Annotated in this window: 13 protein-coding genes and 1 tRNA gene; 2 read left to right on the top strand and 12 right to left on the bottom strand. The window is 70.3% G+C overall.

All coding sequences use genetic code 11. The features are described from left to right. Positions 1-7: 7 nt before the first annotated feature. From biuH to G3576_RS21045, 9 genes are all read right to left on the bottom strand, one after another. Positions 8-685 (bottom strand): biuret amidohydrolase, encoded by a 678-nt coding sequence (biuH, locus tag G3576_RS21085; protein ID WP_164696407.1) that lies wholly within the window; start codon positions 683-685, stop codon positions 8-10. 11 nt (positions 686-696) lie between these two features. Next, entirely contained in the window at positions 697-2,052 is a 1,356-nt protein-coding gene (locus G3576_RS21080) for an LLM class flavin-dependent oxidoreductase (protein ID WP_164696406.1), read from the bottom strand. Positions 2,053-2,067: 15 nt separating this feature from the next. Continuing rightward, positions 2,068-3,549 (bottom strand): amidase, encoded by a 1,482-nt coding sequence (locus G3576_RS21075; protein ID WP_164696405.1) that lies wholly within the window; start codon positions 3,547-3,549, stop codon positions 2,068-2,070. 4 nt (positions 3,550-3,553) lie between these two features. Next, complete coding sequence (locus G3576_RS21070; protein WP_164696404.1) at positions 3,554-4,381, bottom strand: ABC transporter permease; 828 nt, start codon at positions 4,379-4,381, stop codon at positions 3,554-3,556. Further along, the gene (locus G3576_RS21065; protein ID WP_164696403.1) at positions 4,378-5,184 is read right to left on the bottom strand and encodes an ABC transporter ATP-binding protein; all 807 of its coding nucleotides are present in this window, start codon (positions 5,182-5,184) and stop codon (positions 4,378-4,380) included. Before G3576_RS21065 ends, G3576_RS21070 begins: the two co-directional genes overlap by 4 nt. A 3-nt stretch (positions 5,185-5,187) precedes the next feature. After that, the gene (locus G3576_RS21060) at positions 5,188-6,228 is read right to left on the bottom strand and encodes an ABC transporter substrate-binding protein (protein WP_164696402.1); all 1,041 of its coding nucleotides are present in this window, start codon (positions 6,226-6,228) and stop codon (positions 5,188-5,190) included. Between the two features lie 30 nt (positions 6,229-6,258). Continuing rightward, positions 6,259-7,029, bottom strand: coding sequence for an ABC transporter permease (locus tag G3576_RS21055; protein ID WP_164696401.1), 771 nt, complete (start codon positions 7,027-7,029; stop codon positions 6,259-6,261). Next, positions 7,026-8,153, bottom strand: coding sequence for a ring-opening amidohydrolase (locus G3576_RS21050; protein ID WP_207622946.1), 1,128 nt, complete (start codon positions 8,151-8,153; stop codon positions 7,026-7,028). The genes G3576_RS21055 and G3576_RS21050 overlap by 4 nt, the downstream gene beginning before the upstream one ends. Before the next feature lie 94 nt (positions 8,154-8,247). Further along, positions 8,248-9,252 (bottom strand): LysR family transcriptional regulator, encoded by a 1,005-nt coding sequence (locus tag G3576_RS21045; RefSeq protein WP_164696400.1) that lies wholly within the window; start codon positions 9,250-9,252, stop codon positions 8,248-8,250. Positions 9,253-9,392: 140 nt separating this feature from the next. On the opposite strand from G3576_RS21045, the gene G3576_RS21040 reads away from it, so the two are divergent. Next, positions 9,393-10,367: a LysR family transcriptional regulator gene (locus tag G3576_RS21040; RefSeq protein ID WP_164696399.1), complete on the top strand. Its 975-nt coding sequence runs from the start codon at positions 9,393-9,395 to the stop codon at positions 10,365-10,367. 239 nt (positions 10,368-10,606) lie between these two features. On the opposite strand, the gene G3576_RS21035 is transcribed toward G3576_RS21040, so the two are convergent. From G3576_RS21035 to G3576_RS21025, 3 genes are all read right to left on the bottom strand, one after another. After that, positions 10,607-10,921 carry a hypothetical protein gene (locus tag G3576_RS21035; protein ID WP_164696398.1) on the bottom strand — a complete coding sequence of 105 codons (315 nt, stop codon included), beginning with the start codon at positions 10,919-10,921 and terminating at the stop codon, positions 10,607-10,609. A gap of 84 nt (positions 10,922-11,005) precedes the next feature. Next, positions 11,006-11,176, bottom strand: coding sequence for a hypothetical protein (locus tag G3576_RS21030; protein ID WP_164696397.1), 171 nt, complete (start codon positions 11,174-11,176; stop codon positions 11,006-11,008). A 241-nt stretch (positions 11,177-11,417) separates the two neighbouring features. Next, a tRNA-Gln gene (locus G3576_RS21025) sits at positions 11,418-11,492 on the bottom strand. A gap of 326 nt (positions 11,493-11,818) precedes the next feature. Between G3576_RS21025 and G3576_RS21020 the strand changes: the two genes are divergently transcribed. Beyond that, positions 11,819-13,504: a M10 family metallopeptidase gene (locus tag G3576_RS21020; RefSeq protein ID WP_164696396.1), complete on the top strand. Its 1,686-nt coding sequence runs from the start codon at positions 11,819-11,821 to the stop codon at positions 13,502-13,504. Positions 13,505-13,506 lie beyond the last annotated feature (2 nt).

Below are 13,506 nucleotides of genomic sequence, written 5' to 3'. Positions count from 1 at the left end.
CTCGTGATCAGGCCAGCGAAGACAGGAGAGCCTCCGAAGTCGAGACAACGCCGAACACGCCGCCCTGCATCGTCACCATCTTGATCGCCGCCTGGTGGTTGCCGAGGTCTGTCGCGCCGCAGCAATCCTCCAGCAGCAGGCATTCGAAGCCGCGGTCATTGGCCTCGCGCATCGTGGTATGGACGCAGACATCGGTGGTGATGCCGGTCAGCACCAGGTTGCGGATGCCGCGGGTGCGGAGGATGAGTTCGAGGTCGGTGGCGCAGAAGCTGCCCTTGCCCGGCTTGTCGATGATGGTCTCGCCCGGCAGCGGCGCGAGTTCGGGAATGATCTCCCAGCCCGGCTCGCCACGGATGAGGATCTTCCCGCAGGGGCCCGGATCGCCGATGCCGGCGCCGATCTGCCGCGACCGCCAGCGCTTGTTGGCGGGCAGGTCCGACAGGTCCGGGCGATGGCCCTCCCGCGTGTGCAGGATGTGGTAGCCCGCGCCGCGCATGGCGGCGAGCACGGCGCGGATGGGCTCGATCGGCGCGCGCGTCAGGGATATGTCGTAGCCCATGGCATCGACATACCCGCCACGACCGCAGAAATCGATCTGCATGTCGATGACGATCAGCGCCGTGTTGTCGGGGCGCAGATCGCCATCGAAGGGCCAGGGATAGGGATTGGCGGGAATGGTGCGCATGGGTGTGCCCGCTACTCCGCCACCATGGCGGGGACAAGGGTCGGGAAGAACTGGCTCTCTGGCCGCTTGAGGCCGACCACGTCGCGCAGCGTCCGGCCCGGATAGCTGGTGCGGTAGAGGCCCCGGCGCTGCAGTTCCGGCACGACGTGGTCCACGAAATTCGTCAGCCCGTCCGGCTGGTAGCCGACATGGACGTTGAAGCCATCGCAGACGCCGGCGCGATACCAATCCTCGATCATGTCCGCGACCTGCTTGCCATCGCCCTTCATCACGGGATGGCCGAAGGAGGGCAGGAAGCGTTCGTAGGTCTGCCGGATGGTCAGCCCCTCCCGCCGCGCGACCTCGCTGATCGCGTAGCGGCGGGACGACCCGCCGATGCCGTCGGGCGTCAGTTCGGGGAAGGGCTCGTCGAGTGCGAAGCCCGTCAGATCCATGTTGACGTAGTGGGAGAGGTGGCGGACGCCGACGACGGGATCGATCAGCGCCTGCTGTTCCTGGAACATCGCCTCCGCCTCGGCCTCCGTGCGGCCGACATAGACGACGCAGCCCGGCATGATCTTGAGCTCGTCCGGCGCGCGCCCGTACTTCGCCAGGCGCGACTTCATGTCGGTGTAGAAGGCGGCGGCCTGCTTTCTGGTGGGCGTCGCGCAGAACATGCAATCCGACATCGCCGCCGCCAGTTCCCGCCCCGGCTCGGACTGTCCCGCACTGAACAGCACGGGGTAGCCCTGCGGCGGCCGCGCCGCGTTCAGCGGGCCGCGCACCCGAAAGTGCTTGCCCTTGTGGTTCAGCGTGTGGACGCGGTTGAGGTCGATGTACTTGCCGCGCGCCTTGTCCTGCGGGAAGGCATCCTCCGCCCAGGAATCCCAGAGGCCCTTGCAGACCTCGACGAATTCCCTCGCGCGCTCGTAGCGATCATAGCGCGCCAGGTGCTCGTCCTTGCCGAAATTCAGGCTGTCCGAGGCGTTGGAACTGGTGACGACGTTCCAGCAGGCGCGGCCCTTGCTGATGTGGTCGAGCGAGGCGAATTTCCGCGCGAGGGTGAAGGGCTCCTCATAGGTCGTCGTCGCCGTCGCCAGCAGGCCGATGCGCTTGGTGTGCATGGCGATGGCGGAGAGCACGGTGACGGGTTCGAAGACCGCGGGCTTGCCGGTCAGGGCATTGGCCTCGAACAATTCGGGCCACTCCATGCCGGCCACGCCATTGCCGTCGGAGATGAAGAGCATGTCGAACAGCCCGCGCTCCGCGGTCTGCGCGATCTCGATCATCTGCTCCAGGTTCATCATGGTGTTGTCATAGGCGCGGGGATGGCGCCAGCCGGCGGGATGGTTGCCCGCGGGATGCAGGCCGGTGATGAGGCTGAGCATCGCGTTCTCCTTGCGTCAGGCCGGGACGGCCATCGCCTCGCGCTGGCTCAGCAGCCCGCGCGGGATGGCCTCGGCGAAGGGGGAATGGCGGAGCGCCGCCAGGTCCGGCGCCGGCATGGGCAGCGCCTGTTCGATGGCGAGGCAGGCGCGCAGCACCAGCGCATCGGCGTAAAGCGGTCCCACCACCTGCATGCCGACCGGCAGGCCGGAGGCGGTGACACCCACGGGGACGGAGGCCGCAGGCTGCTTCGTGAGATTGAAGGCAGCGCCGAAGGGCAAGGGATTTGCGTAGCCGGCATAGCGCCGATCGCGCGGCGCATCGGTATCCGCGTCGCAGCCGGGGATGGCGCCGACCGGCGTCACCAGCAGGTGGTAGCGCTCATGGAACGCGCGCATGCGGGCGCCGAGCTTCTCCCGCGCCTCCCGCGCGGCCAGGTAGGTCATCATCGGCACGGCGGCGCCGCGCGCGGCGGTCTCCACCAGGCGCGGCAGCATCAGCGCCTGCTGCGCTTCCGTGAAGCCGAAGACGCGGAAGGCATTGGCGAGGCCGGGCGCCATGAGCTTGCCGAGCATGGCGCCCGGGTCGTCCATGACGTGATCCACGATCTCCACGATCGCGCCCATCGCCTCCAGCGCCTTGGCGCCGGCGGCGATGAGGGCCGCGACCTCGGGATCGACCTTGGCGAAGCCGAGCGTCGGGCTGTAGGCGATGCGCAGCCCCTTCACGCCGTCCTCGATGCCATCGAGGAAACTGCGATCGGGTGGCGGCAGCGCGTAGCTGTCCCGCGCATCGGGCTGGCTGATCACGTCCATGCACAGCGCCACCTCCCGCACCGTCCGCGTGATCGGGCCGATCACCGCCAGCGTGCCGAGGTAGGAGGAGGGATAGTCCGCGACGCGGCCGAAAGTCGTCTTCAGGCCGAAGACGCCGCTCATGCTCGCCGGCGCGCGGATCGATCCCGCGGCGTCGGAGGCGAGCGCGATGGTCCCCATCCCCGCGGCGGCGGAGGCAGCGGAACCGCCACTCGACCCGCCCGGCGTCATGGCGGGGTTCCAGGGGTTGCGGGAGATGCCGCAGAGTTCGGACTTGGTCACATAGGCCGCGCCGAATTCCGGCACCGTCGTCTTGCCGATCAGCACAGCGCCCGCTTCCCGCATGCGCGCGACGGAGGGGCTGTCCTCCAGCCACGGGCCCTCGGCCGGGATCGCGCGGCTGGCGCGGCGCGTCGGCCAGCCGCGCGTGACGGAGAGGTCCTTCACCGTCGCCGTCACGCCGTCCAGCGCGGAGGCCGGCGCGCCCGCCTTCCAGCGCGCCTCGCTGGCGCGCGCGTCGCGCAGCGCGCTCTCCTCGTCCAGCCAGCAGAAGGCGTTCAGCACGGGGTTCAGCGCGGCGATCTGCGCCAGTACGGCGCGCAGATGCTCCACCGGCGACGCACGGCCCGCCCGGTACAGCGCCACCAACTCGCCCGCCGGCAGCAGCGCCAGATCCTGCGTCATGCCATCATCTCCCGCGATAGGCCCAGCCGGTCAGCCGGCGTTCCAGGAACAGCGAGGCCGCGTAGAGCGTGACGCCCATGGCGGCGAGGACGCTGAGCGCCGCGAAGGCAAGCGCGCCATCCATGTTGTTGGTGGCCACCACCATCACGTAGCCGATGCCGGCATTGGCCGCGATCGTCTCCGCCACGATGGTGCCGATGAAGGCGCCGGTGATGGCGAGCTTGAGCGAGCCGAAGAACTGCGGCATGGCCCGCGGCAGCGCGACCTTCACCATGACGTCGGTCCGCGTGGCGCCGAGGGAGCGCAGCACGTCGTCGAGCTCGGGCGCGGAGGTCGCGATGGCGGTGGCCATGATGACGGTGACCGGGAAGAAGCAGACGACGACCGCCGTGATCACCGCGATATGCGGCCCCGCGCCGAACCAGATGACGAAGAGCGGGATCAGCGCGACGGAGGGAATGGTGTGGAAGCCGATCAGCGCGGGATAGACCATGCGGTAGATGGCGCGCGACGATCCGATGATGCTGCCCAGGACGACACCGATGCTGACGCCGATGGCGAAGCCCATCAGCGTGGATCGCGCCGTCTGCGCCGCCATCATCAGGATCGGCTCATGCCGCGCGACGAGCACACTGAAGAAATTGCTCGGCGCCGGCAGGATGAAGGGCGGCAGGGCGGCGATCCGCACCACCGCCTCCCACAGCGCCAGGACGGCCAGCGCGAAGCCGAGCGGCACCAGCACGGCCGCGAGTGCCCGCCGGCGTCGCCCGCGCGGCTTCGCGGGGCTTGGTGCCGCGACAGGCGCCGGTGCGGCTTCCACCACCGCGCTCATGCGAAGGCGGGCACCGGCGTCCGGGCCTCCGCGATATGCGCGCGCAGCTCCGCCAGCGCCTGCACGAAGCGCGCGTCATAGGTGCTGTCGAGGGTGCGCGGCCGCGGCAGGTCGAAATTCCTGCGCAGCAGGATGCGGCCCGGCCGCGCGCTCATCACATAGATCGTGTCGGCGAGGTAGAGCGCCTCCCGCAAATCATGCGTCACCAGGATCACGGTGAAGGGCTTCTGCATCCACAGCGCCTGCAGCACCGCCCACAGCTCCTCCCGCGTGAAGGCGTCCAGCGCGCCGAAGGGCTCGTCCAGCAGCAGCAGGGAGGGTTCGTGCATCAGCGCGCGGCAGAGGCTGGCGCGCTGCTGCATGCCGCCGGAGAGCTGCCAGGGCAGCTTCTGCTCGAACCCCTCCAGCCCCACGGTGCGCAGCAATTGCCGCGCGCGTTCGACATAGGGGGCCTTGTCGCGGCGGTAGCGGGCGCGGTGGGGCTGCACGATCTCCGCTGGCAGCAGCACGTTGCGCAGCGTGCTGCGCCAGGGCAGCAAATTCGGATTCTGGAAGGCCATGCCGACGATCTTGATCGGGGCCGTCACTTCCTGCGCCGCCACCACGACATTGCCGCTGGTCGCCTTCAACAGGCCGGAGACCAGCTTGAGCAGCGAGGATTTCCCGCAGCCGCTCGGGCCCACCACCGCGACGAACTCGCCTTCCGCGATGCCGAGGCTCGTCGGGTCCAGCGCCGGCGTCGCCTCTTCCCCCTCGCCATAGGTGAGGGTGACGCGGTCGAATTCGACGAAGGGACGCGCCATGCCTCAGACGCGCCCGATGGCGGGGATCACGCGGGCGGAAGCCGGGGGCAGGAAGGAGAGGTCCATGAAATCGCCGACGGCGATGGGCGCGGGCAGGCCTTCCGCCGCGGTGACGATCTCGATGGAGCGCCGCACATTCGCCTCGTTGTAGAAACCGAGGCCGCCTTCCCGCGCATCCGGCTGCTCCACCATGCGGGCGATGCTGTACATCAGGCGCTCGGCCTCGATCCCGCGGTTCAGCAGCGGGTCCTTGCGCATCAGCGCATCCAGGCTGGCGGCGGGGTTGGCGACGGACTCGACCAGGCCGCGATTCACGGCACGCAGCACCTTTCGCACCGTCTCCGGCTTCTCCCGCAGGAAGGACTCGTTCGCCATCATGCCGGCATTGACGATGTTGATACCGAAATCGGAGTAGCGGAGGAAGACCATGTCCTCCTGCCTCACGCCCGCGGCCTTCAGGTTGAACAGCGCCGTGCCTTCATTCGCGGTGATGGCGTCCACGCGCCCTTGGATCAGCATCGCCTCCCGGATGTTGGGCGCCATGTGTTCCCAGCGGATCGCGCTGGCGGGCACGCCGGTGGCGGCGGTGAAGGCGGGAAACATCTTGAAGGCGGCATCGCCCACGGGCGCACCGACCAGGCGGCCGCGCAGATCGTCGGGCTTGCTGATCCCCCGGCCGCGCAGCGACATCACGACCAGGTCCGCCGGCGTCTGGTTGTAGATCGCCTTCACGCGCCGTTCCGGATTCTGCGCGTTGAAGCGCACCAGCGACGCGACGTCGCCAAGGCCGATCTGGAAGGCCCCGCCTGCCAGGCGGTTCACGACGTTCGCTGATCCATCGCCCGCGACAATGTCGGGGTTCAGCCCCTCCGCACGGAAATAGCCGCGCTCCAGCGCCAGGAAGAAGGCGCCGTGCAGGCCCTGGATCTTCCAGTTCAGCGTCAGCGGCAGCCGTTCCAGCGGCTGGGCGATGGCCGGGCTTGCCAGCGCGCCGGCCAGGGCGGCGGCGGTGCCGCGCAGCAACGTCGAACGGGTCACGGTCATGCGCGTCTGGTCCCTGGATGGAGGAAGCGGTCAGCCACGGCGATCCGCCCATCCCACCACGCGCCGCTCCAGCGCGAGGGAGGCGAGGTAGAGCGCGATGCCCATTGCGGCGAGGGTGAGGAGGCCGCTGTAGACAAGCTCCACGTCGAAATCGGAGGCCGCGCGGTTCATCATGAAGCCGAGCCCGCGATTGGCGGCGACGGATTCCGCCAGGATCGAGCCGATGAAGGACAGGGTGATGGCGACCTTCAGCGCACCGAAGAAGGCGGGCATGGATTGCGGCACGCCGACCTTGGCCAGCGCCAGCAGCCGGCTGGCACCGAGGGAGCGCAGCACATCGGCGAGTTCCGCATCCATCGTCGCGATGCTGGCGGAGACGACGACGGCGATCGGGAAGATGACGATGACGGCGGAGGTGACGACGGCCGGCACGGTGCCGATCCCGGCCCAGAGCACCAGCAGCGGCACGATGGCCACCTTCGGGATGCTGTTCACACCGATCAGCGTCGGGAAGACCATAGCGTAGAAGCGGCGCGACGCGCCCAGCGCCACGCCCAGCGCGAAGCCCAGCGCCACGCCCACGACGAAGCCCGCCAGCGTCGTGGACAGCGTCTGTGCGGCATGGGGCAGGATCTCCGCGCCGCGCTGCGCGAAGATGGGCAGGATCTCGGAGGGTTTCGGCGCCACGAATTTGGAGATGCCGAGGGCGCGCGACGCGATCTCCCACGCCAGCAGCAGCGCGGCCACGAACAGCGCGGGGCTCAGCGCTTCCCGCAGCCGGCGCCGTGCCGCCAGCGTCATGGCGCGGCCCCCCGCGCGATCACGCAGACGAGGTTCGAGCCCGGCGCGCCCTGGTGTTCCGCCCCGGCATTGCCGAGCACCAGCGTTTCCTGCGCGATGCCGGCGATGGCGGCATGGGCCACGGCCTTGGCGACATGGCCGGAGAAGCCCGCCAGCAGGTCGGACAGCATGGTGTGGCGCCTGCCCTGCCAATCGCCGACCGAATCCGCACCCGCATTGACGAAGGCGGCGGCGATGCGCGGGCGATCCTCCGCCACGACGATGCCATCCGAGAGCCGCAGCCCGGCGGCAGCGAAGGCCGCGCGCGCGCCATCGAGGTCCAGCTGATGCGTCATCACGCCACGCGCCGCCACATGATCCCCCGGCGCGCCCGCGACGTTGCCGATCACCACCACCCGCACCGCGATCTGTTCGTTGCCGGAGGAGGCGGAGCCGCGCTGCGTGAAGAGGTCCGGCCGGCCCGCAATGGCGTCCTGCGTGATGGCGTCGGCCGCGACTTCCCCCAGCGCCACCGCACAGCCCAGCGCGCTGGCACCGCGGCTCATGGACGATGCGGCCGCCGCGCTCGGATGCACGGTCGCGGCGCCACGGCCCGCGGCCTCCGCCGCGCGCGCCGCGGTCATCTGCGGGCATTTCATCTCGACGCAGGCCACGTCCTCGGCCGCGGCGATGCCCGCCTGCGCCATGCCGGCGCGCACGGCCTCCGCCACCAGGGCCACCTGCACCGGCGTGCCGTATTCCTCCGGCAGCAGCGCGCGCGTGCTGGTCACGCCGATGGCGAGGCGCTTCGCGCCGCCCGGGACGGAAGGGCAATCGGGCACCTTCACGAACAGCGTGATGTGCGGGCTCATCAGCCCTGCGGTGCCGCCGATCATCAGCATGGGAATGCGGTCGAAGACCTGCGCGCGCGACAGGCCCAGCCGTTCCGCGAACAGCAGTTGCAGGCAGGTCGCGGCATAGCCGCGTGCATGGCCATCGCCCTCGGTCTGCGCGATCAGGGCGGCGACATGGGCGGGGTCGACGATCCCCTCATCGAACAGCCGCGCCACGGCGGACACATCCTCCGGCGCCCCCATCGGCACGGTGAAGACGCGTGCCTCATGCATCAACGGGCGATCGGTCACGGGGCCACGGCCATCCTTGCCATTGTGGGGGGCAGCATGGCGCCGGGCTGCAAGCGCCGACGACCATGGAATTCAGCGCGGTGCGTGCTGCTTTTCAGCACGCACGATCAGACCGCAGTGCCGCCGCCACATGCTCCGCCAGCCGCGCCGCGGCGGGGGACGGCGTGCGCCCGCGTCGCGCGACGAGTGCCAGGCGCCCGCGCGCCAGGGCGCGCTCCGCCAGCGGAATCGCCACCAGCGCGCCGCGCGCCACGTCCGGCGCCACGCCGATGGCGCTCTGGAAGGACACGCCGCCACAACCCGCGGCGAAGCGGGACAGCATCTCGAAGCTGTCGGATTCCAGCACCGGCTCGATCCGCAGCGACGAGCCGGACAGCGCTTCCTCGATCAATGCCCGGCTGCCCGTCTCCTGGCAGGACAGGGCGATGGGATAGGCCAGGCAATCCGCCAGGCGCAGGCTCGCGCGGCCGGCCAGCGGATGGTCCGGCGCCATCACGGCGTGCAGCGCCGCCGCACGCTCCGCCATGACCTGGACGTCCGCGCTGTCCGGCGGGTTGTAGACGATGGCGAGTTCCAGCGTTTCCGCCATCAGCTGCCGCAGCAGCGCCACCGTGCCGCCCAGGCTCACGGTGAAGCCGATGCGGGCGTGGAGGCGGTGGAAATCCAGCAGCAGTTCCGGCAGCAGGCCGCGCGCCACCGCTTCCACCGCGCCGATCCGCACCTGACCACGTCGGGCGCCGCGCAGATCCTGCAATTGCTGCTGCAGCGCCTCGGCCTCTCCGCGTTGGCGGCGGATATGGGCCAGCAGCAACTCCCCCGCCGCGGTGGCGCGCATGCCGCGGGGCAGGCGCTCGAACAGTTCCACCCCCAACTCCTCCTCCAGCTCGATCAGCTGGCGGTTGACGGCGGAGGCCGCGACATGCAGCCGCTCCGCCGCCTGGCGGACCGACCCGGCGCGGGCGATCGCATCGATGTAGTGCAGCGCCCGCGGCAGCATGGGCTGGGTCGTCGCCGGCAGGGCGTTGGCCGGGCGCGGCATGGCGCGCAGGGGGCCTGGCAGGGGAGGCGGCGGGGCGGAAAGGCGATACGTCGCGCGCATGGGCCGATGCTCCTGCTGTCCGGGCGTCTCACGGAGGGCCGCAGGGACAGCGAAGCAGGGCGTGGTGTTGCCGCATATTGCCGATGCGGCGTCGGGCTGGTGCCGTAAAGTGGCCACCGATAGCGGACAGGACCTCCTCGATGCCCGATCCCGATCATTGGCGCCCCGATTCCGGCGCCGCCGCCATGCGGCACATGCGCATCTGGACCTATCTGCTGGCCATCCAGCACACCGGCTCCATCCGCCAGGCGGCGGAGCGGCTGAACATCGCGCCCAGCGCCCTCCAGCGTCGGTTGCGCGACGTCGAGCAGGACCTGGGGTTCGACCTGTTCGAACGCTCCGCCAGCGGCGTGCGCCCGAGCGCGGCAGGCGAGATCTTCCTGGGCTGGGTGCGCCGGCAATGCGCGGATCTCGACCGGTCGCGCCAGCAGATGGAAGCGCTGCGCGGCCTCCGCCGCGGCCATGTGCGCGTCGCCGCCAGCCAGGCCGTGGCCAGCGACCTGCTGCCGCGCCAGATCGCCGCCTTCCAGGCGCGCTACCCGCTGATCAGCTTCGAGTGCCCGCTGGTCGGGCATGATGCGGCGGCGGAGAGGCTGGTCGATGGCTCGGCGGACCTGGTGCTGGCCTTCGGCCTGGCACCGCGGCCGGAGGTCCTGCCCCTGCTGTCGATCGGCCAGCGGCTATGCGCCGTGATGGCGGCGGGACACGCGTTGGCGGGGCGCAAGGCGCTCCGGCTGCGCGATTGCGCGGCCCATCCGCTGGCGCTGCCCACGGTCGATTACGGCGCGCGCCGCATCCTGGACGAATGGGCGGCGCGGCGTGGCATGGCGCTCGACCTGACCTTGGAATCGGATTCCTTCGACCTTCTTCGGCAGTACGTCCGCAATGCCCAGGCCGTGACCTTCCAGATCGAGATCGGCGCCCTGCCCGCCGGCGCTTCCGACGGGCTGGTCGCGATCCCGGTGGATGACCGGGACCTCGCCCATGGCCCGCTGGTGCTCGCCCAGCGCCGCGGGCGCGCCCTGCCCGTAGCCGCCGCCGCCTTCGCGGAGCACCTGGCCCGGGCGCTCGACGCGCAGCGCACCACGCCGATGCTGGAGGGCGCGCCGCCCTGATGGCCTGCGTTCCCCAGGACGGTCAGGCACGGTGGCAACGTCGCATAGGCCATGAAGGTTGGACTGACCGGCCAGGTGACGCGGCGGCGTGTTCCTGACCAGCATCGGGGCTGGCGGGGTCCGGCCGCTGCGCCAGGAGAACGTCGTTCCCCGATCCCCACCGCTGCTCCAGACGGCGTTTCCGCAAGATCACCGCCAGCCAAGCCGCCGCCGGGGCGCAGCCGCGGCCAGGTCTGCCGTCACAGGATGGGGGCGCGATGCTGTGCGGCGATGCCGCCGGAGGACCACGGCACGCGGTCGATGTTGCGTGGCGTGGGGGTCGCGGCGTGGTCGAAGAACCAGCGCAGCGCCCGCCGGCCGACTTTGCGATCCACCTCCCCGAAGACACCGGACGCAGCGCATTGGTGAAGAGGCGGCTTGGCGTGCAGGCGGAACGGCCAGCGGTTCCCGGCCAGGAGCCTCGCGATGACCTTGAACACCGGCTCCATGCCGGTCGGCAGTTTCGGGCGCCGCTCGCGGCGATGCGCGACCGCGACGGCGGCGAGGACCGGCATCCCGCCACCCAGGCCGGGACGGACCACGACGTCCAGGCGGGGGACATCCGCCGGTTCCCTCTTCGGCTTTTGCCGAAGATGGTTTCAGGGGAAGCGCAGGATCGCATTCGCCCGCATCGTCGGCGGCAGCTGCGCGCCGCGCGCCGATATCGCGTGCGGGGCCATCGCCCGGGGCTTCATCAGCAGCGGGCCTGTGGGTTTGCCCAGCGGGTCGCGCTGCATCTGGCCGCCAGGTGGATCGGGCGCGCTGTCCATGCAGCCCTGACGCGGCCGCATTGGCCTGTCAGCGGCTGCGGGCGGACCCGCCGGAAGCGTCAACCGGATGGCCTGACACCTGGTCTCGACGCTGGCGCCTCATGGGGGCGTCAGTCCGACCGGCCCTGCAGACGCCATGGGCCAGGCTTGTGTGCAAGGGATGTGGTCCATCGCGCGCTCCGCCGCGTCCGGATTGGCGGACCGCCCGAAATCTTAACGAAAACAGCGCATTACGGCTGGCTGGTTGGGGCGCCAGGATTCGAACCTGGGAATGGCGGTACCAAAAACCGCTGCCTTACCGCTTGGCGACGCCCCATCCGTCACGCGGCGCTACGGCGCCTCCGGTAGCGCGGAAGGCGCCGTCGCACAACAGGGGGGTGTCCGCCCATTCGTCGCGGCCAGCGCGGTCCCGTTCACCGACGCTTCACCCGCAGCGTCGATAAGGGGGGGCAGGGCCCGCCGGCGCGGGCCCCGTGACCAGCCCCGCAACAAGCGGAGGGCGGGCGCGCGCGTGAAGTCCCGCCGCAAAAGCGGCCTCGGACGATCGCGGCGTGTCGATAGCGCCGGACAATCCGGAACATGGCCATGTGCTGGCTGTGCAGGCCCCACAACGGGGCCGCCGACGACGGAGCCTCCGTCGCCGTGCGGCTCGCTGCGGATTCGCCACTGCCGACCGCCCCGCGGTTGCACCTGACGACCTCGGGCAATCTCGCTGTCGATGGCGTGCTGAGCGGCTTCGCCTGGGGCGATGGCGATCCCGTCAGCTTCGCCTTCACGAACAGCCCGACGGACTATGAGAGCTTCTACGGCAGCAACGAACCGACGCGCGGCTTCGCCCAGGTCAGCAGCTCGATGCGCGATGCCGTGCGCAAGATCCTGGTCGGCGAGGCAACCGGCGGCCCCGGCAGCCCAGGCGCCTGGGTGACGGGCTTCACCAACCTGTCGATCATCGAGAGCACGGTGGACTGGGCGGCCGATATCCGGATCGCCCGCTCCTCCACGCCCTCCACCGCCTGGGCCTACTACCCCAATGGGCGGGAGGGGGGCGACGTCTGGTTCGGGTCGCGCAGCGCCTTCGATAACCCGCAGCTCGGCAACTATGCCTTCCTCGTGGCCCTGCATGAACTCGGCCATTCCCTCGGCCTGAAGCATCCGCATGAGGTCTGGAACGGCTTCGCGGCACTGGCCGCCAGTTACGACATGCTGGAATTCACCGTCATGTCCTACCGGTCCCATGCCGGGGTGACGGTGAATACGGGCTACACCAACGGCACCTTCGACTATCCGCAGAGCTACATGATGCTCGACATCGCCGCGCTGCAGGCGCTCTACGGCGCGGACTACACGATGCGCAGCGACAACACCCGGTATTTCTGGAATCCCGAGACCGGGGAGACGGTGATCGACGGCGTCGGCCAGGGCGCGCCGGGTGGCGGCGCCGGCGGCACGGCCAATCGCGTCTTCCTCACGATCTGGGATGGCGGCGGCATCGATACCTACGACCTCTCGGCCTATGCCAATGGCGTGGCCGCGGACCTGGCGCCTGGCAGCTGGAGCGTGCTGTCCGCCAGCCAGCTCGCGGTGCTGGATGTCCGCGAAGGGCTGGTGACGCAGGCGCGGGGCAATGTGTTCAACGCGCTGCTTCACCAGGGCAACACCGCATCCCTGATCGAGAATGCGGTCGGTGGCGCCGGCGCGGATACGCTGCGCGGCAACGAGGCGATCAACCATCTCACCGGCGGCGGAGGGCGCGACCTGCTGGAAGGACGCGCCGGCGATGACGTGCTGGATGGCGGGAGTGGTGCCGACACCATGATCGGCGGCACTGGCGACGACCTCTACCGCGTCGACGTCGCAGGCGATGTTGTCGGGGAGCTTGCCGGCGAGGGTCGCGACGCCATCGTCGCTGCCATCAGCGGCTCGATCACGCTGGCGGATGGGGTGGAGGCGCTGCTGCTGGAAGCCGGCACCACCGGCATCGGCAATGCGCTGCACAACCTGCTGACCGGCAACACCGGCGCGAACCGGCTGGAAGGCCGCGCGGGCGATGACGTGCTGGAAGGGCGCGGCGGCGCCGATACGTTGGTCGGCGGTGCGGGCGCGGATACCTTCGTGCTCCGCCGCGGCGATGGCGTGGACCGGATCGAGGATTTCACCCCCGGCACGGACCTGCTGGCGCTGATGGGCCTCAACAGGACCCCAGCCTCGCTGATCAGCAGCGCCGTTGCCCTGTCCGACGGCCTGTGGATCGACCTCGGCAGCGGCGATGGCGTGCTGCTGGCGGGGCTGACGGCCGGGCGCCTCTCGGCGACCGACTTCGTCCTGTAGCC

It is taken from the genome of Falsiroseomonas algicola (assembly GCF_011040385.1).
GTDB lineage: Bacteria > Pseudomonadota > Alphaproteobacteria > Acetobacterales > Acetobacteraceae > Falsiroseomonas > Falsiroseomonas algicola.
This window is presented reverse-complemented; position numbering and strand designations above follow the sequence as displayed.